Genomic DNA, 25368 nt, shown 5'->3' with positions numbered 1-25368 from the left:
AGATTGGACATCGAGGCGGCGCCTTCGGGCGCCGCTTTTGTTTTACGTGTCTTTCGGCTCAGCGTCGCGGCATGCGCTCGTAGGCAGGCATTTCTTCCGCGATGAAATGGAAGGGCTGGCGGTCGATCGTGAAGATAGCGATCTGCGGTTGGCCGAAAAGTTCGGGCCGTCGAGCGTGCCGGCCTTCAGGATCACCTCGGGCATGTCCTGCCTGCGTGTCGCCAGATGCGTACCGCATTGCGCGCAGAACTCGCGCGTCACGGCATTTTCCAGGTCGCTGCGCCTGAAGCTTTGCGGGGTCCCTTCGGTGTAACGAAAATTTTCCGGCGGAATGAGCAGGAAAAAATTGGGTCCGCCGCCGGAAAAATACTGGCATTCGCGGCAATGACACTGAGCTCTCAGCTTCGGTTTGCCCTCCGCCTCGTAGCGCATCGCGCCGCAATAGCACCCGCCGGTCAATTCCATCAACATCTCCTCTCCTTCAGAACCGCAACCGATGGAGCGCTACGCGATCAGGTCGCCCAGGCGGTCCACTTCGTCCGCACTGGTTGCGAAGCTTGTGACAAAGCGGCAGAGCGTCTCGTCCTCCCCGATTTCGCCGGCAAAGCCATGCGGGGGATGCCATGGATAGAAGGCCGCGCCCTGCGCCTTCAACACTTCGACCACTGAAAGCGGCATGATCGGAAACACTTCGTTGGCCTGAGGCTCCCATCCGAGCCGCGTCTTCGATGACGCCCTGATATGATCGGCCAGCCGTGCGGCCATGGCGTTCGCGTGGCGCGCGGTTTCCAGCCACAGGCCGTCCTCGAAATACGCTTCGAACTGTGCGGCGATGAACCGCGATTTGGAAAAGAGCTGAGCGGCACGTTTGCGTATGAATGGAAATGCCTGTGCCTTCTTCGGATCCATAAAGACGACCGCTTCCGCGCACCAGCAGCCATTCTTGGTGCCGCCGAAGGAGACGATGTCGACGCCCTGTTTCCAGGTCATTTCCGCCGGCGAGGTGTCGAGCGCTACCAGGCCGTTGGCGAAGCGTGCACCGTCCATGTGCAGCGGCAGGCCGTGCTTTCGTGCGACCTGTGAAACCGCCGCGATGTCGGCAAGCTGGTAGACGGTGCCAATTTCCGTTGTCTGCGTGATCGAGATCGCAGCCGGCTGTCCCGAATGAACGAATTCCGGGGGATAGCGACCGATCTCGTGCTCCAGCGCTGCCGGATCCATCCGTCCCAATGGTCCATCAACGGGACACAGCCGACCGCCGCCGGTCAGGTATTCCGGCGCGCCGCCCTCGTCGGCGATCATGTGCGCCTCGCGGTGGCAGAACGCGACGCCGCCGGGCCTTGCGACGGCTGCCATCGACAGCGAATTCGCAGCCGTGCCGGTCGCGACGAAGAACACCGCCACCTCGCGTTCGAAGATTTCGCTGAAGGTCTGCTCGACCTGACGATCGAGATCGCTCGATCCGTAGGCCGAGGCGAAGCCGGCGGAATGCCGCGTCAGGTTTCCAGCAATTCGCGGGTGGACGCCGGCCCAGTTATCGGAGGCAAAAAACATGAGATGATCCGGGGTGACAGTGAAAGGTGAGGCTGGCAGTGTGGACGAGATCGCGCGGGTTCCGCAAGCCGTGTGGTTACGCTGCCGGTGGGCGCGGTAGACGGCGGCCAAGGTGGTTTTTCACAGGCAACCGACCGGAACGTTCGAAAACGTCGCGTTGCGCGCAACAAAATTTCGCGTTTAGCCGCAATTTTTTGCACATCCGTCTTGTCTGTGCTTAAGCTTTGTGGCATACGGAATTTAGGACAGTATTGCTGTCTTATTTAACGCGCGCTTGAATGGCCGGGTTTGGGGTATGATGACCGCAAATCCGGTTTTCGATGCGGGCGGTTTCGGATGGGTTGGAGCCCGCGCGAGCAGCTCCGGCTTCGTTCGCCAAGGGAGGCAAAGCCGCAAGCGGCATAGTCTCCCTGACGGCCTTTCGCAAGATATGCCGACAGAATGCCGGAAGTGCGCAAACGCTGTGCCTGCCGGATCGAACCGACCGCCCCAAAAGGGCTACTCTGGAGGAAGAGGCGATGACGGACCTGACGCCATCTGAAACGACCGTGCCTATGCCGGCCGCGCAGAGCAAAACGGCCGTCACCAAAACCATCGCCTCCACGTTCGGCCTGCCGGCTGCGCGAGGGCTTTACGATCCGCGCAACGAGCACGATGCCTGTGGTGTGGGCTTCATCGCGCACATGAAAGGCGAGAAGTCGCACGACATCGTGCGCGACGGTCTCGCCATGCTCGAAAATCTCACCCACCGTGGCGCGGTGGGCGCCGACCCGCTGATGGGTGATGGCGCCGGGCTGCTGGTGCAAATTCCCGACCGGTTCTTCCGCGAGGAAATGGCCGCTCAGGGCGTCGAACTGCCGGAGTCGGGGCACTACGCCGTCGGCCATATCTTCATGCCGCGTGATCCGGCTATCGTTGCGCGCACCGAGGAGATCATCGCCGAGGTCGTCCACCAGGAAGGCCAGACGCTGCTGGGCTTCCGGGAAGTGCCGGTCGACAATTCGTCTCTGTCCAAGGCTCCCGACATTGCGGCTTCCGAGCCTGTCCATCGTCAGGTGTTCATCGCCCGCAATCCGGCGATTGAAAGCCAAGACGAGTTCGAGCGCCGGCTCTTTATTCTGCGCAAGGTGGTTTCCGCGCGGATTTATGCAGAGACGGGCGGGCGCGACAACAGCCCCTACACCGTGTCGCTGTCGTCGCGGACAATCGTCTACAAGGGCATGTTCCTGGCCTATCAGGTGGGGGCCTACTACAAGGATCTCGCCGATCCGCGTTTCGAATCCGCGCTGGTCCTTGTTCACCAGCGGTTCTCGACCAACACGTTCCCGTCGTGGCAGCTTGCCCATCCCTACCGCATGGTCGCCCACAACGGCGAAATCAACACGCTGCGCGGCAACGTCAACTGGATGGCGGCACGGCAGGCCTCGGTCGATTCCGAACTGTTCGGCAACGACATCGCCAAGCTGTGGCCGATCTCCTACGAGGGGCAGTCGGATACCGCCTGCTTCGACAATGCGCTCGAATTCCTGACGCAGGGTGGCTACTCGCTGGCCCACGCCATGATGATGCTGATCCCGGAGGCCTGGGCCGGCAACAAGCTCATGGATGAGGAGCGCAAGGCTTTCTACGAATACCACGCGGCCCTGATGGAGCCGTGGGACGGTCCGGCTGCCGTAGCCTTCACCGATGGGCGCCAGATCGGCGCGACGCTCGACCGCAATGGGCTTCGTCCGGCGCGCTATGTCGTCACCGACGACGACCGCATCATCATGGCGTCCGAGGCCGGCGCACTGCCGGTGGCCGAGGAAAAGGTCGTCAAGAAGTGGCGGCTGCAGCCCGGCCGCATGCTGCTTATCGACCTCGAAAAGGGGCGCATCGTTTCCGACGAGGAGATCAAGTCGGAGATCGCCACCAAGCACCCTTACCGGCAGTGGCTCGCCAACACGCAGCTCATCCTCGAGGATCTGAAGCCGGTGGAGCCGCGTGCGCTGCGCAAGGACGTGTCGCTGCTCGACCGTCAGCAGGCCTTCGGCTACACGCAGGAAGACACCAAGCTTCTGATGTCGCCGATGGCGACGACCGGGCAGGAAGCCGTCGGTTCCATGGGCACCGACACGCCGATCTCGGCGATGTCGGACAAGTCGAAGCTGCTCTACACCTATTTCAAGCAGAACTTCGCGCAGGTCACCAATCCGCCGATCGATCCGATCCGCGAGGAACTGGTGATGAGCCTCGTCTCCTTCATCGGACCGCGCCCCAACATCTTCGACCTCGTCGGGTCCTCGCGCCGCAAGCGGCTGGAGGTTCGGCAGCCGATCCTGACCAATGGCGACCTGGAGAAGATTCGTTCGATCGGCCACACCGAGGACCGGTTCGACACCAAGACGCTGGACGTCACCTATTCGGTGATGGAGGGAACGGCGGGCATGCAGGGCGCGGTCGAGCGGCTTTGCGAGCGCGCCGAAGCGGCGGTTGCCGGCGGCTACAACATCATCATCCTTTCCGACCGCCAGGTTGGGCCGGACCGCATAGCGATCCCGGCGCTGTGGGCGACGGCGGCGGTCCACCACCATCTGATCCGCAAGGGTCTGCGCACCTCGGTCGGCCTCGTGGTCGAGTCGGGCGAACCGCGCGAAGTGCATCATTTCTGCTGCCTCGCCGGCTATGGCGCGGAAGCCATCAACCCCTATCTCGCCTTCGACACCCTGCTCGACATGCATGCGCGCGGGGATTTCCCGCCGGAAGTCGACCAGTATGAGGTGGTCTCGCGATACATCAAGTCGATCGGCAAGGGCATCCTCAAGGTCATGTCCAAGATGGGCATCTCGACCTACCAGTCCTATTGCGGCGCTCAGATCTTCGATGCGGTCGGGCTCTCGTCGGAGTTCGTCGAGCATTTCTTCACGGGAACGGCGACTACCATCGAAGGCGTCGGATTGGCCGAGGTGGCCGAGGAGACAGTGCAGCGACACGCGCTGGCTTTCGGCGACGACCCGGTGCTGCGCAACGCGCTCGATGTGGGCGGCGAATACATGTTCCGCATGCGGGGCGAGGCGCATATGTGGTCGCCCGACGCGGTGGCCACGCTGCAGCATGCCGTGCGCAAAGGTTCGTGGAGACCTACAAGGAGTTCTCTCAGCAGATCGACTCCGATGCGTCTCGGGCCAGAAGCATTCGTGGCCTCTTCCGTCTCAAGCTGGCCGAGGAGACCGGCCGCGCGCCGGTCCCGCTCGACGAAGTCGAGCCTGCGGCCGAGATCGTCAAGCGGTTCTCGACCGGCGCGATGTCGTTCGGCTCGATCAGCCGTGAGGCGCATACCACGCTCGCCATCGCCATGAACCGGATCGGCGGCAAGTCGAACACCGGCGAGGGCGGCGAGGAGCCCGACCGCTACCTGCCGCTGCCCGACGGTTCGGCGAACCCCGAGCGCTCGGCGATCAAGCAGGTCGCGTCCGGCCGGTTCGGCGTCACGACCGAATATCTCGTCAATTCCGACATGATCCAGATCAAGGTCGCGCAGGGCGCAAAGCCCGGTGAGGGCGGCCAGTTGCCGGGCCATAAGGTGGACGCGACCATCGCCAAGACCCGGCACTCGACGCCTGGCGTTGGCCTGATCTCGCCGCCGCCGCACCACGACATCTATTCGATCGAGGATCTGGCGCAGCTCATCTTCGACCTGAAGAACGTGAACCCCACGGCCGACGTGTCGGTGAAGCTGGTTTCCGAAGTGGGCGTCGGTACGGTTGCGGCGGGTGTCGCCAAGGCGCGGGCCGACCATATCACCATCTCCGGCTATGACGGTGGTACCGGCGCTTCGCCGCTGACCTCTCTCAAGCATGCCGGCAGCCCGTGGGAGATGGGCCTTGCCGAGACCCACCAGACGCTGGTGTTGAACGGCCTGCGCAGCCGCATCGCGCTGCAGGTCGACGGCGGACTGCGCACCGGCCGCGATGTAATCGTCGGCGCACTGCTGGGGGCCGACGAGTTCGGCTTCTCAACGGCGCCGTTGATCGCCGCCGGCTGCATCATGATGCGCAAGTGCCATCTCAACACCTGCCCGGTCGGCGTCGCCACGCAGGACCCGGTGCTGCGCAAGCGCTTCAAGGGCGCGCCGGAGCACGTCATCAACTACTTCTTCTATGTTGCCGAAGAAGTGCGCGAACTGCTCGCCGCCATGGGCTTCCGCAAGCTCGACGAGATCATCGGCGATACCGATCTGGTGGCCAAGCAGGAGATGATCGAGCACTGGAAGGCGAGGGGGCTCGATTTCAGCCGCGTCTTCCACAAGCCCGAAGCGCCCAAGGAAGAGACCTACTGGACGACGCGACAGGAGCACCCGGTCGACGACGTGCTGGACCGCAAGCTCATTGAGCTTGCAGCCCCTGCGCTCGAGTCTAAGCAGCCGGTGAAGATCGAGGTGCCGATCCGCAATGTCGACCGCTCGGCGGGTGCAATGCTGTCGGGAGCGGTCGCCAAGCGCTTCGGCCACAAGGGACTGAAGGACGACACGATCGCCGTGACCTTGACGGGCACCGCCGGCCAGTCCTTCGGCGCCTTCCTTTCGCGCGGTGTTTCGTTCGATCTGATCGGCGACGGCAACGACTATGTCGGCAAGGGCCTTTCGGGCGGTCGCATCGTCATACGGCCTTCGGACGATTCGAAGATCGTGCCAGAAGACTCGATCATCGTCGGCAACACCGTGCTCTACGGTGCCATCGAGGGCGAGTGCTACTTCCGCGGCGTTGCGGGCGAGCGCTTCGCTGTGCGCAATTCCGGCGCGGTGGCGGTCGTGGAAGGCGTGGGCGACCATGGCTGCGAATACATGACCGGCGGTGTGGTCGTCGTGATCGGCCAGACGGGCCGCAACTTCGCGGCCGGCATGTCGGGCGGCGTGGCCTATGTGCTCGACGAAGCCGGCGATTTCGCCGAACGCTGCAACATGGCGATGGTCGAGCTCGAGCCCGTGCCCGAGGAAGACGACATGCTTGAGAAGCTGCATCACCATGGTGGCGACATCGACCACAAGGGCCGTGTCGACGTGTCGGGCGACATGACGCGCCACGACGAGGAGCGCCTGGTGCAGCTCATCTCGAACCACATGCATTATACCGGCTCGACACGCGCCCGCGAAATCCTGGACAACTGGGCGGATTATCGTCCGAAATTCAGGAAAGTGATGCCGGTTGAGTACCGCCGTGCGCTGATCGAAATGGAGCGCATGCGCATGGGCATCGCGGCCGAATAGGCAGGAAGAACGACATTGCTGCGCCCGGAGGCGGCCCGACTGGCCGCTTCCCGAGGCTGGAGGTAAGAATGGGCAAGGTAACAGGATTTCTCGAGATCGACCGGCAGGTGCACAAGTACCAGCCGGCCTCCGACCGTATCAGGCATTTCAGGGAATTCACCCTGCCGATGTCGGATCAGGAAGTCGAGAAACAGGCCGCCCGATGCATGGATTGCGGCATTCCGTTCTGCCATGGGCCGACGGGCTGCCCGGTTCACAACCAGATCCCGGACTGGAACGACCTCGTCTACAACGGCGACTGGGACGGTGCGATCCGCAACCTGCATTCGACCAACAACTTCCCGGAATGGACCGGACGCATCTGCCCGGCACCGTGCGAGGAGGCCTGCACGCTCAACCTCGAGGACATCCCTGTCGCGATCAAGACCGTGGAGCAGGCGATCGCCGACAAGGCGTACGAGCAGGGCCACATCCGCCCGATGCCCGCTGCAAGCCAGACCGGCAAGAAGATCGCGATCATCGGTTCGGGACCGGCGGGCATGGCTGCCGCGCAGCAGCTCGGCCGCGTCGGCCACGAGGTTCATGTCTTCGAGCGCGAGTCGAAGCCGGGCGGGCTGATGCGCTACGGCATCCCCGACTTCAAGATCGAGAAGCACTATGTCGATGCGCGTGTGAAGCAGATGGAAGGCGAGGGCGTTACCTTCCACTGCGGCGTCAATGTCGGTGTCGACAAGAAGGTCTCCGAACTGCTGGCCGAGCACGATGCCGTGCTCTATTGCGGCGGCTCCGAGACGCCGCGCCCGGCGGGTATTCCCGGTGCGGAGTTCATCGGCGTTCACGACGCCATGCCTTATCTGGTTCAGCAGAACCGGCGCGTGGGGGCGAGGACATCCAGTCGGTCGCATGGGCCTCCGAGCCGATCGTCGCCGGTGGCAAGCATGTGGTCGTCGTCGGCGGTGGTGATACGGCCTCCGACTGTGTCGGCACCGCCTTCCGCCAGGGCGCGGTACGTGTGACGCAGCTCGACATTCGCCCACAGCCGCCGGAGAAGGAAGACAAGCTCACCGTCTGGCCCTACTGGGCGACCAAGATGCGGACCTCCTCATCGCAGGCGGAGGGCGCCCAGCGCGAATTCCAGGTCGCGACGCTGGAGTTCATTGGCGACGAGGACGGCGTACTGACCGGCGTCAAGTGCTGCGAGGTGGACGAGAAGCGCAAGCCGGTCGCTGGCACCGAGTTCGTCATTCGCGCCGATCTCGCCTTCATCGCCATCGGTTTCGCGGGCCCCATCTCCGGTGGCGTGACGAAGGAGCTGGACGGCCAGATGACGCTGAATGTGGATGCGCGGCGCTCGACCAATGTGGTCGCCAACGATCGCGACTATCGCACCAGCGTCGATAGGCTGTTTGCAGCCGGCGACGTGCGTCGTGGTCAGTCACTGGTCGTCTGGGCAATCCGCGAGGGCCGCCAGGCCGCGCATGCCATCGACAAGTTCCTCATGGGTGAGACTGTTCTGCCGCGTTAGCGACTACGGCGTTATCGCCGTGGTGCTTTGACGGTCGGGCCCGGCTGAGGCGGGGCCGGGTCGTCTTATCTCGAAATCGTCTGCGCGCCCGGGGGTGGGGGCAGGAGCCAGTCCCTTGCGGGAAAGCTGCTCAGCAGGCGTTCGCGCTTCGCCGCTGGGGCGCGCGAAGGATGCGCCGAGCAATTGTCCGCCGCTGTCGGATCCCAGATCGTCCAGCGCCATGGGCGCGGTGCGGTCGATGACCGCCGGTGTGGAGCCGTCGGGAGTGGGCCCGCCGAGCAAGCCGTCGCCATCGAGCCCGGGCGTTCCCGGTGTTGCCGAGCCTGTCTCGAACAGGCGGTTGAGCGGCTTTTCGGCATAGAAGGCGATCTTGCGGCGCCCGTCGCGGGTCACGTTGATCCCATCGCTGGAGCGAAGCTGGGCCGGCTGGCCGTTCATGTCGGGGCCGTTGGTTGCGAACGCGCCGCTTTCGTCGACGAAACCGTCCCAGACATCGACATATTCGCCACCCGCATCTGTCACGAGGCGCCGGTAGATGTCGTTGAATGCCAGCATGTCCGATGACATCGCGCCTGGACGGAAGGGCAGGTTACCCACCCATATCAGTGGCAGGTCCCTGTCCCTGACCGTCTTGATAAGCGCGGTCACGCGGCGCTCATATTCCTTGAGCCATGCGTCCGAGCGCGGGGGCTCGCGGTTTCCTTCTACGCGCATCTGCTGGCGGTCATTGGAGCCGATCATGACGACGACGGTGTCGGGTTTTTCCTCGTCGATCAACGTGCCGATATTGCCGGGCCAATCGTAGTAGTCGTCGCGGACCAGACCCGAGGAACCGTTGGTGCGATTGACGATCACCACGTCGGCATTCTGTTCGTAGGCAGCGTCGAGACCGTCGGCCAGTCCGCCGGCCAGGAAGTCGCCGACAACCAGAACCCGGCTTGCATCTTCCGCCTTCTCAATCGCTGGAACCACGGGCGCTGCGGGCGCCGCCGGCTGGCTGCGCCGGACCGCAGGTGCCGCCCGGCGCTGGGTCTCCGGCGGCGGTGCGATCACCCTATCGCGGCGCTGAGGCTCCCGGTCGCGGCGCGAGAACAGGAACCGCAATATCCCGCCCCCTGATTGCCGCTCGCCGGCCTCCTGCGCATGCGCAGCGCTTAAGAGAATACCACCGCCGACGGGCGCCAGCAGCGTCAGCGTCAATGCAACGCACAGGAGGCGAAGCGCATGACCAAGGGTGAGAGGGGGTACGCGCATCGATACTCCGGTTATTGACCGCGCAGCCGCGTCAGCAGTTCCTTGCTCGGATGACCGTCGGGCGACATGCCCATGCGGCCCTGCAAGGCCTTGATCGCTTCGCGCGAGGCGGGGCCGATCCTGCCATCGATCTCGCCATCATAATAGCCATGTGCCGAAAGACGCTTCTGCAGCTCCTGCGTCTCGTTGAAGCTGAGGCGGGTGAAGGGCCGGTTCCAGTCGCGCGAAAGCTTGCCGTGGCCTGCGATCTGGTCGGCAAGCAGGCCGACGGCGAGCGCATAGCGGTCCGAGCTATTGTAGCGTTTCAGCATGTTGAAGTTGTGAAGCACGAGGAAGGCCGGGCCATCGCGCCCCTCAAGCACCTTCAACTCCGCCTGGTCGTTTGCACGGGGATAAGCCTGGCCATTGGCGCGGACGACGCCGATCGCCTGCCACTGGGCGAGTGTCATCCTGCCCGCGGGAATTTGCGTCCCTGCGGCAGCACAACTTCGTAACCCCATGCATGGCCTGGGCGCCAGCCGTTCTGGCGCAGCAGGTTTGCGGCCGAGCCTAGCGCATCGGGAACAGAGCCCCAGATGTCGCGCTTGCCGTTACCGTCCATATCCACGGCCCATGTCTGGTAGCTGGTCGGAATGAACTGGGTGTGCCCCATCGCGCCTGCCCAGGACCCGGTGAGGTGGCTAACGTCCACATCGCCGTTCTGCAGAATCTTGAGTGCGGCAATCAACTGGGAGCGCGCGAATTTCTGGCGTCTGCTGTCGGCGTAGGCGAGAGTGGAGAGCGACCTTACGATGTTGCGCACGATGCGCGGGTTGTTCAGCGCCTCGCCGTAGCGCGACTCGATCGACCAGATTGCCAGCACGATGTTGCGGTCAACGCCGAAGCGCTGCTCCACGGCATCGAGCGTGCGGCGATGCTGCTGGGCCATCCGGCGGCCGTTGCCGATGGATTCGTCGGTGATCTGGTTGTCGAAATACTGCCAGACAGGCGCGTTGAATTCCGGCTGATTGCGCGCGAGCTCGAGCACCTCGGGGTCGGGTGACGTCACGCCGGCGAAGGCCCGGTCGAAGATTGCGCCGGAAACGCCGTTGCTGGTTGCCGTCGCACGGAACTGGCCGACCCAGCGCTGGAACTGGGCGTCGGCAAAGGCCGGCGTTGCCTGCGCGGCTGCCGCAAGCGCGATCGCTACGCCAGTAGCCCTGAGGAATGACGAGAAACGCCCTGCCGTCTTCTTGGCCATCTGCATGTCTCCAATTGCATGTTGCATTCAGGGAACCATTCATCGACCATTCGGGTTAGGAAAAAGTTTACCATAGGCATTTTTGAAGGCCTACAGCGACAGGCGTGACACTCCCCGCAGCACAATCGATTCAATAAACTTCAATCTCGGCATGAAAGTGTCGCGGCGGAAAGTGTCGCCGCCCCAACAACGGAACAGAGCGCAGATGAGAGAAGTAAGAAAAGCCGTGTTTCCCGTAGCCGGACTGGGGACCCGTTTCCTGCCCGCTACCAAGGCGGTGCCAAAGGAGATGCTGACTGTCGTCGATCGCCCGGTTATCCAATACGTGGTCGATGAGGCGCGCGAGGCGGGCATTGAGCATTTCATCTTCGTCACCGGTCGTAACAAGACCGTGATCGAGGATCACTTCGATATCCAGTTCGAGCTTTACGACACGCTCGAGCAGAGAGGGAAGCTGGACCAGCTCGAAAAGCTGCGAGCCCTCCAGCCCAAGCCGGGGCAGACCAGCTACACCCGTCAGCAGGTGCCGATGGGGCTCGGCCACGCTGTCTGGTGCGCTCGTGACCTCGTCGGCAACGAGCCGTTCGCACTGTTGCTGCCCGACATGATCATGCAATCGGAAACGAGCTGCCTGAAAGGCATGGTCGAGCTTTACGGACACACCGGGGACAACATCATCGCCGTGCAGGAGTGCGACCCGGAAGAGGCGCATAAATACGGCATCGTCGGCAAAGGTGCCGAAGCGCATACCGGTTTCGAGATCACGGAAATGGTCGAGAAGCCCGCTAAGGGCACCGCGCCGTCAAACTTTTACATTAACGGCCGCTATATCCTGCAGCCGGAAATCTTCGACATTCTCGAACACCAGGAGCGCGGTGCCGGCGGCGAGATCCAGCTTACCGACGCTATGAAGAAACTGGGCGAGCAGCAGAAGCTGTTCGGCTACCACTATCAGGGCGAGACCTACGATTGCGGCTCGCCAGAAGGCTTCGTGGAGGCAAACATCGCCTTTGCGTTTCAGCAGGGCAATTTGCGCGACGTGGTGGTCGACGTGGTGGAGCGCCTGCGCAGCAAGCAGGGCGGCTGAAAAACTCAGCGCTGGAACGTCATGCCGAGATAGACCCGCGTCTCGTCATAGTCGCGGTCGGGTAGCGTTCCACGCTGGATCTCGTGGCTGGCACGGCCGGTGATGCCGGCATATCGGTTCAGCCACCAGGTCAGGCTTGCTTCGCCGCGCAGCACGAGATCGCTTTCGTCATGGCCGAAATAGTCGCGCCAGCCGATGCCGGCGAGAACGCTGCCGGTCAGGTTTTGCCGCAATTCGCGGCTCACCGAGAGGCTGGCGGAGTGGTATAGCGAACCTGTCTTGCCGGCGATTGTCGAACCCTCGACTTCGGTCGAGGCGTCGAGCGCCACCGTCGTTCCGCGCACCGGCGACCAGGCGAGATTGGCTGCGAGCGACAGCCCGGACATCGTCGGCAGCCGCTCGTCTTCCGGGTTTTCGCTCACCCATCCAGCCGAAATCTCGCCGCGCAGCTTCTCCTGAATGTCGACTTCCACGCCGGCGCGTACGCCGTAGCGGTCGGCCGAGCGCTGGTAGCCATTGCGGTCAAATTCCTCGTCATAGGAGCGCCGTCCGATCTCAGCTTCCACGAAGGGCCGCAGCGCCGGCGATAGTTCATAGCCGGCGCGCATCCGCACCAGCGCCAGCGTCGTGTCGCGGTCGTCCTGCGGCAGCGTTCCTCCGCCCGATAGCTCGGCGTCTCCGTAGGTTTCCCGGATAACGTCACCGGCCAGCTGCAGGCGAAGCGGGCCGAGATCCCGTTCGACGCCCGCATTGCCGGTGAAGGTGTGCCGTGTCGGTCGCGAGACGGCGTCCTCGATCGTCTCCGGCGATGAAGCCGATTCCGGCCGCACGCGATAACCGCCGCCGACAAACGCGCTCCACTGGTCGGCGAGATCAAGCCGCAACTGACCTGCGACGCCGCCCTCGACCTCGGAAATCTCCTGTCCGGACAGTGATTTGCGATACGAGACGTCGGCGTCGATCGTCGCGCTGTGGCGGGACCAGTCCGAGATGGCGTTGAGGCGCAGGGCCGTCTCGGAAAAGGTCGAGCCTTCTCCATCGGGGCTCAGATTGGCATTCGATGTCCAGCCGATGCCCTGTTCCAGGGTTGGCGTGACAATGAAGGTGCCGAGCCGCAGACCTAGCGGAGCGTAGGGGTTTTCGTCAGGCGTTCGCGTGAGGCCTTCGATGGCGGTAGCGCGGGTGCTGTCGGCAGCGGCTCGCCCCGTGTCGACGTCGTCGAGCGCGCCGGCCGCGGCGTTCGCACCGTCCCGGTGACGAGATCGGCCTCGTCGGCATCGACGGCTGCAGCCCTCTGTTGATTGAGGGTTGCCGCCGTCTGAGCGCGGCCGACCGGTTCCACCGCGGATGCCGGATCGTCGAGTGCATTGTCGATCAGCGCACCTTGCCTTGGCTGGGCGGCCGCCGCATCGGACACGGCTTCTTCTTCGTCTGCCAGCGCGCCGGCGCTGCTCGGCGTATAGGGCGGGGCGTCCAGCATGTCCGTATCGAGCGCTGTCGGGGAACCGAGCAGGGACTGCTCGTCGCGGCGCGCCTGCCCGTCGATCAGATCGTCGGTAATGCTGCGCTCGAGCACCGGCCCGCGCAGGCCGGGTTCCATCTGCGCCGAAGCCTCGCCGCAAACAAGGACCGCGCCGGCTGCTGCCAGCGTGAGCGCGCCAAAGCTGCGCGGCGTCCTTCTATGATGCGGCGGAAGTGGTGCCATCGTCGCCCGATCGGTGCGGCGCGGAGCGCGCCGAGGTTTACCGAACCGTAAACAGCGTTGGTTAACGGATGATTGATTTCGGAGGGGAACGGGGTCCGCGACGGCACTGCCGATGGACACGGCGCGGCGGAAGCGCTAAGCGCTTGCCATGCAGAGAAAAGCCATTACCGCACCGGTCGACAGGGCGTTGGCGATCGCCTCGGCGCTGCGCACCCTGCGCACCGAGATGAACGGGCTGGACGCGCTTGCCGCCTCGCTGGAAAACGGCCTCGGCGAACCTTTCGCCACGGCGGTCGAATTGATCGGCAGCATCACCGGTCGCGTCATTGTCACCGGCGTCGGCAAGAGCGGCCATATAGGCTCGAAGATCGCGGCAACGCTTGCTTCGACCGGCACGCCGGCCTTTTTCGTCCATCCAGCCGAAGCCAATCACGGCGACCTCGGCATGATCGCGCCGGACGACGCGATCATCGCCATGTCATGGTCCGGCGAAACGTCGGAGCTGAAAGGCATCGTCGCCTATGCGAGCCGCTTCGCGATCCCGCTGATCGCAATCACCGCAGGGCTCGATTCAGCACTGGCGCGACAGGCAAGCGTCGTGCTCGCCTTGCCGAAGGTCGCGGAAGCCTGCCCGCACGGTCTCGCCCCCACCACCTCGACCGTCATGCAACTCGTGCTCGGCGATGCGCTTGCGGTGGCGCTGCTGGAGGCGAGGGGGTTCACGCCGGATCACTTCCGTACGTTCCATCCCGGCGGCAAGCTGGGCGCGAGCCTGGTTCAGGTGGGCGAGATCATGCATCGCGGTGAGGAGCTTCCAGTCGTCGCAAGCGGAACGAGCGTGCGCGATGCGGTGCTTGAAATCTCGCGCAAAGGCTTCGGCTGCGTTGCGGTGGTGGGCGCCGACGGCGCGCTCGAAGGGATCGTCACCGACGGCGACCTGCGGCGCCACATCGACACGGACATGATGGCGATGACGGTGGACGACATCATGACCCGCCAGCCCCGGTGCGTGGAGGCGGATGCTCTGGCGGGCGCGGTGCTGCAACTGGTCAACGCGTCCTCGATCACCTCGGTGATCGTCGTGGAGGATCGCAAGCCTGTCGGGCTGGTTCACATGCACGATCTGTTGCGGATCGGCGCGGCCTAGGCCTGCTCTACCCTCAATTCGCCGTTTTCGGCGGAGACCACCCGCACGCGGGTGCCGACCGGCAGGTCGGGGCCCGCGACGCGCCACAGCGTGTCGCCCAGCCGCACTCGGCCGTATCCGTTGGTGATCGCTTCCTCGAGCGTCGCCGTGCGCCCGACAAGCTGGCGCTCACGCTGGTTGAGCAGCGGCTGATCGGTGTCGTCCTGGTTCCTGCTCGAGAAAAAGCGCCGGCCGACGAGCACCGAAGCGATAGACAGGCCGAGGAACACGAGCACCTGCACCTGCCAGACCCAGATCGGTGCGTCCCATAGCTGCAGGGAAAGCGTACCGGTCAGGATCGCGGCGATGCCCAGCCACAGGAGATAGGCGCCGGGCGCAACGATCTCGAGTGTCAGCAGCACGGCGCCCAGCACCATCCAGTTCCAGGGGCCGAGGTCGGTCAACCATTGCATGATCATGGGCGGACCTTTCGCAGACGTCAGGCCGGCTGGTCGGGCGTGACGCTCGGCGTGCGGGCGGTGGAGTGGCGCGGTCGGGTCGGCTGACCGTCCTCGCCGAATACTTCCTTCGCGATCGCACCGATGCCGCCCAGGGAGCCGATCAGCGACGACGCCTCGAGAGGCATCAACACGACCTTGCTGTTGGTGGCGGAGCCGATCTTGGCCATTGCCTCGGTGTATTTCTGGGCCACGAAGTAGTTGATCGCCTGTACGTCGCCCTTGGCGATGGCTTCGGAAACGACCTGCGTCGCACGGGCCTCTGCCTCAGCCGCGCGCTCGCGGGCCTCGGCGTCGCGGAAGGCGGCTTCGCGGCGGCCTTCGGCCTCAAGCACCTGCGCCTGCTTCAGGCCCTCTGCCTCGAGAATCTGGGCGCGCTTGTTGCGTTCCGCCATCATCTGGCGGGCCATCGATTCGACCAGGTTGGCGGGCGGGTTGATGTCCTTAATCTCCACGCGGGTCATCTTGATGCCCCAGGGCTGGGCGGCCTCGTCGACGATCCTAAGCAGCCTGTCGTTGATCGCGTCGCGGTTCGACAGCAGCTCGTCGAGGTCCATGGAACCCATCACCGAGCGGATATTGGTCATGGTCAGGTTGAGGATGGCGTTCTCCAGACCGGAGACCTGATAGGCCGCCTGCGCGGCGCTCAGGACTTGGTAAAACGCAACGCCATCCACGGCGACGATGGCGTTGTCGCGGGTGATGACTTCCTGCGTTGGCACATCGAGCACCTGTTCCATCATGTTCATCTTCGCACCGACGCGATCGATGAACGGCACGATGATGTTGAGGCCGGGCGACAGAGTCTTGGTGTAGCGGCCGAAGCGCTCGACCGTATAGTTGTAGCCCTGCGGCACCGTCTTGATCCCCGCAAAGATGAGGAACAGGACGAGGACGACAAGAACCGGAATGAGAATGTCGAACCCAGAAAACGGCATCAAGCCCTCCATCGTGTTGCCCGCGCCGACGCTACGCGCCGCAGAATGTCGCCGAACAGACTTAAGGCCGTTTGCGCACCGTTACAATGTCAGAGCCAGCCCGCCAGCTCCCGCCTGACGAGCGTTTCCAGCATGGCCATGCCGGCGTCGCTGTCGTTGAGGCAGGGTATGTGGGAGAAGTTCTGGCCGCCGGCATGCATGAAGACCTCGCGCACCTCGCCGTCGATCTCCTCCAGCGTCTCGATACAATCGGCCGAAAAGCCCGGATTGATGATGGCGATGGACTTCACGCCCTCTTTCGCAAGGGCCTCGACCGTTTTGTCGGTGTATGGTTTCAGCCATTCCGCCTTGCCGAACAGCGACTGAAAGGTCGTCCGCAGCCGCTTGTCGTCCCAGCCCAGCCGCTCGCGCAGGAGTCGCGTGGTTTTCTGGCAGTGGCAGTGATACGGATCGCCCTTCTCGAAATAGGCCTTCGGGATGCCGTGGTACGACGCAAGCACGACCTCGGGTTCGAAATCGAGCCCGGCAAGGTGTGTCTGGATCGACTGCGCGAGCGCTTCGATATAGGCGGGATCGTCGTAGTAGGGCGGCACGGAGCGCACGGTCGGCATGTGCCTGATCTTCATCAGCGCCCGGTAGAGCTGGTCATTCGCCGTCGCGGTCGTCGTCGCCGAGAACTGCGGGTAGAGCGGGAACATCACGATCCTGTCGCAGCCTTGCGCGGTCAGGCGCTCGACCGCGCTCGCGATCGACGGGCTCCCATAGCGCATGCCCCATTCGACGGTTATGCGAGGCTCGTCGGCCAAGGCTTCTGCAAGGCGTTCCGCCTGACCGCGGGTGATGGTGCGCAGGGGCGATTCGTCCTTGTCGCGGTTCCAGATCTTCTCGTAATTCGCGCCCGCCTTCTGCGGCCTCGTGGTGAGCACCGCGCCGTAGAGGATCGGATACCAGATCGCCTTGTTCAGTTCGATGACGCGTGTATCGGACAGGAACTCGCGCAGGTATCTCCACATCGACCAGTAGTCGGTGCCGTCCGGTGTGCCGAGATTGGTCAGCAGGACGCCGATGCGTCCCGTCCTCACCGGCGGATGTCCTTCCGGCAGCGATACCGTCGCCTTTGCGTTACCCGGTGCAGTTGCGCCGACGCCCATTTCAGTCACTCCTTGCAGGTGGCCGGAAGCTAGGCATTACGTGATGCATTGCAATATGCCCGCTTGACGCACCTTGCCGGCGTCAGTTCGCGTAGTCCCGCTCGTCGGCGATCACCTTGCCGTCGTTGGGAAGCGAACCTGGGTCGGCCAGATGCACCGCGCCGCCGAGCTTGGTGATCTCGCGCAGCGACGTCTCGATGGCGGATGCGTCTGGAGATGTGCCCGGTGTAGCCTCGACATGCAGCGTCATCGCATCGCGCGCTCCGTCGCGTATCACCACCAGCCGTGCCCGCGCAACCTCGCGATGCCGGGCCACCACCTCGGCGATCTGCTTCGGGTCCACGAACATGCCCTTCACCTTGGTGCGCTGGTCGGCGCGGCCCATCCAGCCCTTGAGGCGCTGTCCCGTACGTCCGCAGGGCGAATGGCCGGGCATTATTGCCGAGAGGTCTCCGGTGCCGAGCCGCACCAGCGGATAGGCGGGGTTGAGGCTGGTCACCACCAGCTCGCCAACTTCGCCCTCCGGCACCGGGTCGCCGGTTCCGGGGCGGACGATCTCCACGATAAGGTCCTCGTTGACGATCATGCCGGGGTTGGGCGCGCCGTCCTCGGCCGCTGTCTCATAGGCGATCACGCCGAATTCGGCGGTGGCATAGCATTGATAAACCCGGATTCCGCGCGAAAGGTATTCCTGGCGCAGGGACGGGAAAAGTGCGCCCCCGAAACGAGGCCGAGCCGGAACGAGGAGATGTCCTTGCCGGTCTCGGCCGCGCGGTCGAGCATCACCTTGAGGAAATCCGGCGTGCCGCCATAGACGCCTGGCTTCAGCGCCGCGGCGGCCTCGACCTGCATATCGGTGTTGCCGGTGCCGGCCGCGAAGACCGTGCAGCCCAGCGCCCGCGCACCTTCGTCGATGATGAAGCCGCCGGGGGTCATGTGATACGAAAACGCGTTGTGCATGACGTCGCCCGGCCGAATGCCGACGGCAAACATGGCCCGCGCCGAGTGACCGGAATCCTTCTCCAATCCCTGCGGCTCCCAGATGGGGCCCGGCGACATGAAAACCCGGCTGCCCTGCAGATGAGCCGGATTGACGAAATCGCCGAATGGCGGGTTCCGCGCCTGCTTCTCCATCAGCTCGGCCTTGCGCAGCACCGGCAGCGAGGCGAGGGCGGAACGGGAGGTCAGCGTCGCAGGATCGATCCCTTCGAGCCACCGTGCAAGGCCGGGAACATCGCGTATCGAGGCAGCCAGAAATTCCGGCAAGCGTGCGAAAAGGTCTTTCTCGCGTTCGTCCGGGCTTCGCTGCTCGCGATCATCGAAATAGGCGGCCATCGTTCCTCCCTCAGCCTCCGGCATCCTTTTCAGATGCCTTATCGCAGGGGGATCGCCATACGCGCAAGGTGGACGGATGCGATGCATCCGCCCTTCCCATGGAAAGTCGTGCTGTCAGGTGAGGCGTGTGCCTCAGGCGGCTGCGCCGCGGCGTATCAGCGAAAACTGCTGGCCGGTCGAGCCGGTGCAGTTGAGCTGCGTCTGGCTAACCATTGCGCAATTGACCTGGGTCGTCGTCTGCCTGATGAGCGACGTTACCGAGATCGACACCGTCGACGCGTCGATCTGCGAATAATTGCCTTCGGCGAGCTTGTTACCGGTGTCGGTTGCAAGCGTTTCGAACCTGCCGGCAGTGAAGCGCGACATTGCCACGCCGTCGGTGCTGACCCATTCGCCCTCGAAGCCGGTCTGCATTGCCGAAGGGCCGACGGGACGGTCGCGCCTCTGCGGCTCACCCATGCTCTGGCAACCTGCCAGAGCGACCACAGTTGCCACCGCTGCAACTGCGCGAAATTTGACCGCATTCATCATGCCGACTGTCCTTTTTCGGTACGACTGGATTCTCAATCGCCGTTTTTGCAGGCGAAAGCAAGGTTGGCGCGCTGTCGCGCCGTCCGCACAACGCTTAACGAACAAGAATGTTGCGGAATTGCCAGGGGTCGGTCGTATCGATGTCTTCGGGGAAGAGACCGGGCCTTCCGTCGAGGGGAGTCCAGTCCGTGTAATAGCCTTTAACAGGCCCAAGATAGGGAATCTGAACCTCAAGGCAGCGCCGATAGTCGATCTCGTCGGTCTCGACGATGCCCGCCTCCGGATTTTCCAGCGCCCAGACCATGCCCGCGAGCACCGCCGAGGAAACCTGAAGTCCGGTCGCATTCTGGTAGGGCGCCAGTTGCCGCGCGTCGTCGAGCGAAAGCTGCGAGCCATACCAGTAGGCATTGCGGTCATGGCCGTAGAGCAGCACGCCCAGCTCGTCGACACCGTCCACCAGCTCGAACTCGTCGAGGACATGCTGCACCGGCTGGGCCTTGCCCTCGGCGCCGAACATCTCATGCAGCGACAGCACCGCGTCGTTGCAGGGATGGTAGGCGTAGTGACAGGTGGGGCGGAAGACGGGCACGCCGTCCTCACCACGCACCGTGAAATAGTCGGCGATGGAAATCGCCTCGTTGTGGGTGACCAGGAAGCCGTATTGCGGGCCGGGTGTGGGGCACCAGCTGCGCACGCGCGTGTTGGCGCCCGGCTGCTCCAGATAGATCGCAGCGGCGCTGCCGTCCACGTGCTGCTTCGCGTTCGCGGGCATCCACTTCTCGTGCGTGCCCCAGCCCAGTTCGGCCGGCTGCAGACCTTCGGCGATGAAGCCCTCGACCGACCAGGTATTCCAGAACGCGTTCAAGGGCTTGGGGTCCTTCGCGCGCTGGGTATCACGTTCAGCGATGTGCACGCCCTTGACGCCAGCCGAGTGCATAAGGCGCGCCCAGCCTTCGCGGTCGCCGGTGGGTGGCTCCTGGAAATCGAGACCCAGGTCTTTGGCGAGATTGAGCAGTGCCTGCTTGACGAACCATGAGACCATGCCGGGATTGGCGCCGCAGCATGAGATCGCCGTGGTGCCGCCGGGCGAATTGCGCTTCTCCGCCCGCATCGTTTCGCGCAACGCATAGTTGGTGCGCGAGGCGTTGTCGGCGTCACGGTCGAAGTAGAAGCCGAGCCACGGCTCCACCACCGTGTCGATATAGAGGACACCCAGTTCCCGGCAGAGCCGCACGAGGTCGAGCGACCCGGTATCGACGGACAGGTTCACGCAGAAGCCCTGACCTTCTCCGGCCGTCAGCAGTGGGGTGAGCAATTCCCGGTAGTTGTCCTGCGTGACATGTGCGGCGACATGACTTGCGCCGTACTGCGCCATGATCTTTGCGTCGGCGGCACTTTCCCGCGGCTCCACGACCACCAGCCGCGAAGGATCGTAGCGGAAGTGCCGTTCGATCAGGGCAGCGTGCCCTGACCGATCGAACCAAATCCGATGATGACGATCGGGCCGGTGATTTCACCGTAGATAGGCGGGGCGGCATCTGCCATTGCGGGGAACTCCAGACTGAAAGCGATGGTTCGGCCTTAATCACGGAACCATGACACAATCAACACGGCTACGTTGCATGCGTTCCCGCTTCGCGCTCCGCAATGGCCCGCAGCGCCGCTGCCAGCCGGTCCCGCTCGGCGCTGAGCCCCTTGTATTCAAGCTGTTCCGGGTCAAGACCTGCCAGTTGATCGGCAAAGGAGCCGGCGAGGCGTTTTCTGTCTGGATGTTCGCTCAATCGCTTCATCGGGTCGAGAAAGATGCGGATCGTAAACAGGATGTCACCCGACCGGGGAAGCTTGCGGAGCGTCTGACGTTCGACGCGTATGAAGGCGCTGGCGGCAGGGTCCAGTTCGCTGAAGCGCGTCGGACTATCGCTTGCCCGCACTTCGCGCTCGGCGTTCGATAGCGGGTGGTAGAGCGCCGGATTGTTCTGCAGCGACCAGTTCCAGCGCAGCACGACCTGACCTTGCAGCTTATCGAACATGCGTTCGATCAGTTCCGCGTTGCGGGTGTCGCGGCCGAAACGCGGCACCGGCTCATGGATGTCGGCCAGTGGCCGTCCGAATTTCTCCGCGAGCGACCACGACGAGGGAAAACAGAGCGATGCTGCCGCGAGCCGCCAGCCATCCTCGCCCTTGCGCATCAGCACCAGATCTTCCTGCACCATGAGCGAGGCGGCTTTGAGGGGCGGGTCGGCGGGGTCGAGTGCAGGAAGCCCGAGCTGCGGAAAATGCGCGTCCATGTGTGCCGCGACTAGCTCGGCAACCTCCTGCTGAGCCTCGCGCGTATCAGCCTCCGCCGCGAATACGTCGTCCGGCCGCTCGGAGAAGAGACGCCGTTTCTCCGCAAGATATGGCCCGTAGTGCGCATCGACGTCGAGCCATGCGGCAGGATCGAGGGGCTTCAGGCCGATCGTGAAGGGTTGCGAGGAGCCATCATATGGAGTGTGGGCAAAAGTCATGCCCGCATTTTCGCGTCCAGACGCGCCGGAACAAGCCCCCAGTGAATTGCCGACGAACAATTCCCGGGCGGCGAAAGCATCTTCTGGCGTCAACACGTGCTCCCGCGCAAGCCCTCGCGTGATCAACTCAGCCCGCAGGACACCGGCCAGCAGGCCGCATTTGAGCGGCGGCGTGACCAGCGGGCCGTCATCGATCCTGGCGAACAGAGTGGTGATCGTGCCCTCGCAGAGCTCTCCCTTTTCATTCAGGAGCAGGACCTCGTCAGCCTCGGCGCGTGAGAATTCGGCTCGTGCCCTGTCGTAGACGGCACGGTGCGATGTCTTATGGCGCAGCAGAGGATCGGCCGAATTCAGCCGTTCGGCTGCAAGTCGGAGCGTCCACAACTTGCCGCCATCGGCGGCGACGAAGGGTGTGGTCTCGACATCGCTGAAACCGTCCTCCCGCGACGTGAGGCGAACCCGTAGCGGGTGGTCTGCAGCCTCGATATTTTCGAGTTGCGCGGCAATCTTTCCGGCGTCGCAGGCAAAGCCCAAGGCGGCGGCCGAAGCGCTCAACCGGGCGAGGTGGAGGTCCAGCCGGGGGACCGTGCCATCGGCCTCCAGCCGCATGGTCTCGATCAAATGGAAGCCGGCTTCTCGCCCGTGGCGAAGCGGCCTTTCAGCAGACATTCGGCATATTCTCCCTCGGCGGTGGAATCGAATACGACGCCGCCGCCGACATTGAACACGGCGCGGCCTTCGGGAAACAGCGAAATCGTGCGGATGGCGACGCTGAAGCGCATCCGGCCGGTCGGCGCAATCCAGCCGATTGCCCCGCAATAGACGTCGAGCGGCGTGTCTTCCAATGCGCGCAGGATCTTCATCGCGCTGATCTTGGGCGCGCCGGTGATCGAACCGCAGGGAAACAGCGCGCCCAGCATGTCGTGAAAGCCGATGCCTTCCAGCAGGCGCGCGCGAACGCGGCTGACCATCTGGTGCACGGTCGGATAGGTTTCGACGCTGAAGAGTTCGGGGACGTCCAGCGTGCCCACCTCGCAGATGCGCGAGATGTCGTTGCGCAGCAGGTCGACGATCATGCGGTTTTCCGCCTGGTTCTTCGGATCGTTGCGCAGGAATGTCCGCTGCGCGTCGTCTTCCTCGGGTGTTTGCCCGCGCGGCGCGGTTCCCTTCATTGGTAGTGCGTCGATCCAGCGATCGTCGGAAACCTCGAAGAAAAGTTCGGGCGAGCGTGACAGCACCACGGGACCATCGAGATCGATGAAAGCGCCGTAGCGCACCGGCTGCCGCTCCATCAGCGAATGGAAGAGGGCGAACGGCTCGCCGCCCCAGCGCGCCTCGACCGGAAAGGTGAGGTTCGCCTGATAGCAATCGCCTTCGCGCAGGTGCCGGTGCAGCCTGTCGAAGCGCTGATGGTATTGCGCCGCCGTCCATGTGGCGCGCGGTTCGGCGATGAACGGCGGGGACTCGTCGCTGGCCGCGCCGCTTTCGAGCGATGCCGGGTCTGCGGGGCCGTCAAAAACGCCGAAGCACAGGAGAGGCGACTGGCGGTCCGGGGGCAGGAAATCGCGCAGCGCCGGGTCGAGCAGATAGCCTGCTTCGTAGGACATGTATCCGGCGAGCCACCGACCCGCCCGCTGCGCTTCCTCGATGCGATCGAGCGCCGACAGGAATTCCTCGGCGTCCCACGCGACGATCAGATCGCGCGGCTCGACAAACAATGTCTCGTGGCCTTCCAGGTCGTTCCGGAAGTAAGCCAGTCCTCGTCGCGGATGCATCGTCGCGCGCCGCGCCTGCCGCTCGCCGCGTCAGGCGTCCATGGCCTCGAGTTCGTCGATCAGCGCCTCGATCACCGACAGGCCCTTGCCCCAGAAGGCCGGGTCGGACGCATCGAGGCCGAAGGGCGCCAGCAGCTCGGAATGGTGCTTGGTGCCGCCGGCCTTGAGCATCTCGAAATACTTCTCCTGGAAGCCGCTCTCGGCGTTCTGGTAAACGGCGTAGAGCGAGTTCACGAGGCAGTCGCCGAAAGCGTAGGCGTATACATAGAACGGCGAGTGGATGAAGTGCGGGATATAGGCCCAGAAGGTTTCGTATCCTTCTCGCAGCCGGATCGCCGGCCCGAGGCTCTCGGTCTGAACCTGCAGCCACAGCTCGCCGATCTGGTCCGAGGTCAGCTCGCCATTGCGGCGCTCGGTGTGAAGCTTGCGCTCGAACTCGTAGAAGGCGATCTGGCGCACGACCGTGTTGATCATGTCCTCGACCTTCTGGGCGAGCATCGCCTTGCGCTCGCGCCGGTCCCTGGTGCGGTCGAGCAGCGAGCGGAAGGTCAGCATCTCGCCGAAGACGGATGCCGTCTCCGCGAGCGTCAGCGGGGTCGAGGCCATCAGCGCGCCCTGGCGTGCGGCGAGCACCTGGTGAACGCCGTGGCCCAGCTCGTGCGCCAGCGTCATCACGTCGCGCGGCTTGCCCATGTAGTTGAGAAGCACATAGGGGTGCGCGGAAGGCACCGTCGGGTGCGCGAAAGCGCCTGGCGACTTGCCCGGGCGAACCGGCGCGTCGATCCAGTTCTTGTCGAAGAACTGGCCGGCGATCTCGGCCATTCTCGGGTCAAAGTGGCCATAGGCTGACAGGACCGTGTTCTTCGCTTCCGCCCAGCCGATCTCCGCCTGCGGGGTTTCGGGAAGCGGCGCGTTACGGTCCCAGTGGTTCATCTGGTCCATGCCGAGCCACTTCGCCTTCATGGCATAATAGCGGTGCGACAGGCGCGGATAGGCTTCCCTCACAGCGGCTGCCAGCGCGTCGACCACCTCGCGCTCGACGCGATTGGCGAGGTGGCGCGAATCCGCGATGTCCTCGAAGCCGCGCCAGCGATCCGAAATTTCCTTGTCCTTAGCAAGCGTGTTGGTGATGAGCGTGAAAGTTCGCAGATTCTCGCGGAAGGTCGCGGCGAGCGCTTCCGAGGCTTTCTGCCTCACCTTGCCGTCCGGGTCCTGCAGCCTGTTCAGCGTCGGTTCCAGCGCCAGCTTTTCGCCGTCGACGTCGAAGCGCAGCGCGGTCATCGTCTCGTCGAACAGGCGGTTCCAGGCGCCTCGGCCCGTGATCGACTTTTCATGGAATAGCTGCTCGATGCGGTCTTCGAGCTGGAACGGCTTGTCCTTGCGCAGGTCGAGCACCCAGGGCCGGTAGTGGCCGAGTACCGGGTCGGCATCCAGCGCGGCCTCGATCAGCGCGTCATCGACAAGGTTGAGCTCCAGTGTGAAGAACAGCATGTGCGCGCTGGCGTCCGTCAGCTTCTCCTGCACGTCGCCGTAAAGCTTGGCGCGCGCCGGATCCGAGGTGTCGCCCGCATAGAGCAATCCGGCATAGGAGCCGATGCGTCCCATCAGATCCTCAAGGGCTTCGTATTCGCGCACGGCAGCGCCGAGCCCGCCGCCAGCACCCTTGCCGGCTTCCTCGGCGAGCTTGCCTTTCCAGCGCTTCTCGAAGGCATCGGCATCGGCCGCGACCTGCGTGAGATCGCGCTTGAACTCGGGCGCATCCATGGCGGTATAGAGGTCCGCCAGGTTCCATTCCGGCAGTCTTTCGCGCACGGAAGCGCTTTCCTTGGAGCCGGTGGCAGGGGCGTTGGCGCGGTTATCCAGAGACGACATAAAAC

14 protein-coding genes and 6 pseudogenes are annotated in these 25368 nt (G+C 64.0%); 4 read left to right on the top strand and 16 right to left on the bottom strand.

Annotated features, from left to right (window positions below; translation table 11 throughout):
• Window positions 1-42: 42 nt before the first annotated feature.
• Both HK436_RS22220 and HK436_RS22215 read right to left on the bottom strand, forming a co-directional pair.
• Complete coding sequence (locus tag HK436_RS22220) at window positions 43-465, bottom strand: GFA family protein (protein ID WP_244649117.1); 423 nt, start codon at window positions 463-465, stop codon at window positions 43-45.
• A 39-nt stretch (window positions 466-504) separates the two neighbouring features.
• Window positions 505-1554, bottom strand: a complete 1050-nt coding sequence (locus HK436_RS22215; protein WP_173193254.1) for a threonine aldolase family protein — start codon at window positions 1552-1554, stop codon at window positions 505-507.
• 518 nt (window positions 1555-2072) lie between these two features.
• On the opposite strand from HK436_RS22215, the pseudogene gltB reads away from it, so the two are divergent.
• Both gltB and HK436_RS22205 read left to right on the top strand, forming a co-directional pair.
• A pseudogene (gene gltB / locus HK436_RS22210) lies at window positions 2073-6799 on the top strand (glutamate synthase large subunit).
• Between the two features lie 68 nt (window positions 6800-6867).
• Window positions 6868-8324, top strand: a pseudogene (locus HK436_RS22205) (glutamate synthase subunit beta).
• Between the two features lie 3 nt (window positions 8325-8327).
• On the opposite strand, the gene HK436_RS22200 reads toward HK436_RS22205, so the two are convergent.
• Both HK436_RS22200 and HK436_RS22195 read right to left on the bottom strand, forming a co-directional pair.
• Complete coding sequence (locus tag HK436_RS22200) at window positions 8328-9578, bottom strand: SGNH/GDSL hydrolase family protein (RefSeq protein WP_173193252.1); 1251 nt, start codon at window positions 9576-9578, stop codon at window positions 8328-8330.
• An 11-nt stretch (window positions 9579-9589) separates the two neighbouring features.
• Window positions 9590-10818: pseudogene (locus tag HK436_RS22195) on the bottom strand (lytic murein transglycosylase).
• 205 nt (window positions 10819-11023) lie between these two features.
• Between HK436_RS22195 and galU the strand changes: the two are divergent.
• On the top strand, window positions 11024-11905 hold the full coding sequence (galU, locus tag HK436_RS22190) for a UTP--glucose-1-phosphate uridylyltransferase GalU (protein WP_173193250.1): 882 nt from the start codon (window positions 11024-11026) through the stop codon (window positions 11903-11905).
• A 5-nt stretch (window positions 11906-11910) separates the two neighbouring features.
• Here galU and HK436_RS22185 read toward each other — a convergent pair whose 3' ends face one another.
• Window positions 11911-12990, bottom strand: a complete 1080-nt coding sequence (locus HK436_RS22185; protein ID WP_244649328.1) for an outer membrane beta-barrel protein — start codon at window positions 12988-12990, stop codon at window positions 11911-11913.
• A 35-nt stretch (window positions 12991-13025) separates the two neighbouring features.
• Window positions 13026-13610, bottom strand: a complete 585-nt coding sequence (locus HK436_RS31635) for a hypothetical protein (RefSeq protein ID WP_244649342.1) — start codon at window positions 13608-13610, stop codon at window positions 13026-13028.
• 148 nt (window positions 13611-13758) lie between these two features.
• Here HK436_RS31635 and HK436_RS22180 point away from each other — a divergent pair, with 148 nt between their 5' ends.
• Entirely contained in the window at window positions 13759-14757 is a 999-nt protein-coding gene (locus HK436_RS22180; protein ID WP_173193246.1) for a KpsF/GutQ family sugar-phosphate isomerase, read from the top strand.
• Here HK436_RS22180 and HK436_RS22175 read toward each other — a convergent pair.
• From HK436_RS22175 to HK436_RS22130, 10 genes and pseudogenes are all read right to left on the bottom strand, one after another.
• Window positions 14754-15215 (bottom strand): NfeD family protein, encoded by a 462-nt coding sequence (locus HK436_RS22175; protein ID WP_173193244.1) that lies wholly within the window; start codon window positions 15213-15215, stop codon window positions 14754-14756. The genes HK436_RS22180 and HK436_RS22175 overlap by 4 nt on opposite strands.
• Before the next feature lie 20 nt (window positions 15216-15235).
• A complete protein-coding gene (locus HK436_RS22170; RefSeq protein ID WP_173193242.1) occupies window positions 15236-16192 on the bottom strand; it encodes an SPFH domain-containing protein in 957 nt (318 codons plus the stop codon).
• An 89-nt stretch (window positions 16193-16281) separates the two neighbouring features.
• Window positions 16282-17343, bottom strand: coding sequence for a ferrochelatase (gene hemH, locus HK436_RS22165; RefSeq protein ID WP_173193240.1), 1062 nt, complete (start codon window positions 17341-17343; stop codon window positions 16282-16284).
• 82 nt (window positions 17344-17425) lie between these two features.
• A pseudogene (locus HK436_RS22160) lies at window positions 17426-18678 on the bottom strand (phenylacetate--CoA ligase family protein).
• Window positions 18679-18810: 132 nt separating this feature from the next.
• Window positions 18811-19209, bottom strand: coding sequence for an outer membrane lipoprotein Omp10 (gene omp10 / locus HK436_RS22155; protein WP_173193238.1), 399 nt, complete (start codon window positions 19207-19209; stop codon window positions 18811-18813).
• Window positions 19210-19303: 94 nt separating this feature from the next.
• Window positions 19304-20754 (bottom strand): annotated as a pseudogene (locus HK436_RS22150) (homospermidine synthase).
• Window positions 20755-20822: 68 nt separating this feature from the next.
• Window positions 20823-21716: a heme-dependent oxidative N-demethylase family protein gene (locus tag HK436_RS33695; RefSeq protein ID WP_173193738.1), complete on the bottom strand. Its 894-nt coding sequence runs from the start codon at window positions 21714-21716 to the stop codon at window positions 20823-20825.
• A gap of 96 nt (window positions 21717-21812) precedes the next feature.
• Window positions 21813-22325: pseudogene (locus HK436_RS33690) on the bottom strand (aminotransferase class IV); the annotation flags it as partial.
• Window positions 22326-22333: 8 nt separating this feature from the next.
• The gene (locus tag HK436_RS22135) at window positions 22334-23491 is read right to left on the bottom strand and encodes an aminodeoxychorismate synthase component I (RefSeq protein WP_173193236.1); all 1158 of its coding nucleotides are present in this window, start codon (window positions 23489-23491) and stop codon (window positions 22334-22336) included.
• A gap of 30 nt (window positions 23492-23521) precedes the next feature.
• Window positions 23522-25363, bottom strand: coding sequence for a M3 family oligoendopeptidase (locus HK436_RS22130; RefSeq protein ID WP_173193235.1), 1842 nt, complete (start codon window positions 25361-25363; stop codon window positions 23522-23524).
• Between the last annotated feature and the right edge of the window lie 5 nt (window positions 25364-25368).

This window comes from Neoaquamicrobium sediminum (genome assembly GCF_013240295.1).
Lineage (GTDB): Bacteria > Pseudomonadota > Alphaproteobacteria > Rhizobiales > Rhizobiaceae > Aerobium > Aerobium sediminum.
Note: the sequence above shows the minus strand (reverse complement) of the source record. Positions and strands in the feature narration are given on the sequence as shown.